Here is a 341-nt window from a genome sequence, read left to right as displayed (position 1 = left end):
CTCTGCGTCAACTCATACACCCCCCAAGCCACAGCACCAGCAGCCGCCAGCGCACCAACACCTACCGCAGTAGCGAGCCACACCGGCGCACCGGCAATACTTGCGACCGTCCCCGCCGCTGCCCCAACATACGACGCATCGTTCGCAGCCTGACCAACCCATTTCATCGTGCTCTGGAACACGGCATCGTTAGCCGCAGTAACAAGGCCGCGCCGCTCTAGATTCGCAAGAATCGCCCCACCAACAGCTCGATTTATCACGCCGTTGAATACCGGCTCCAATACGGCCAACGCCTGAGCATTCGCCGCTTGCTGATGACATAGCATCGAAATGAGCGCGAA

The 341-nt window shown here is 59.8% G+C and carries 1 protein-coding gene; it reads right to left on the bottom strand.

All coding sequences use genetic code 11. From position 1 onward, the window contains the following. Positions 1 to 341 (bottom strand): hypothetical protein (locus SB689_RS22730; RefSeq protein ID WP_410694337.1); only part of this gene is annotated, 341 nt, incomplete at both ends.

Source organism: Chryseobacterium sp. SIMBA_038, assembly GCF_046535115.1.
Taxonomy (GTDB): Bacteria; Bacteroidota; Bacteroidia; order Flavobacteriales; family Weeksellaceae; genus Chryseobacterium.
This window is presented reverse-complemented; position numbering and strand designations above follow the sequence as displayed.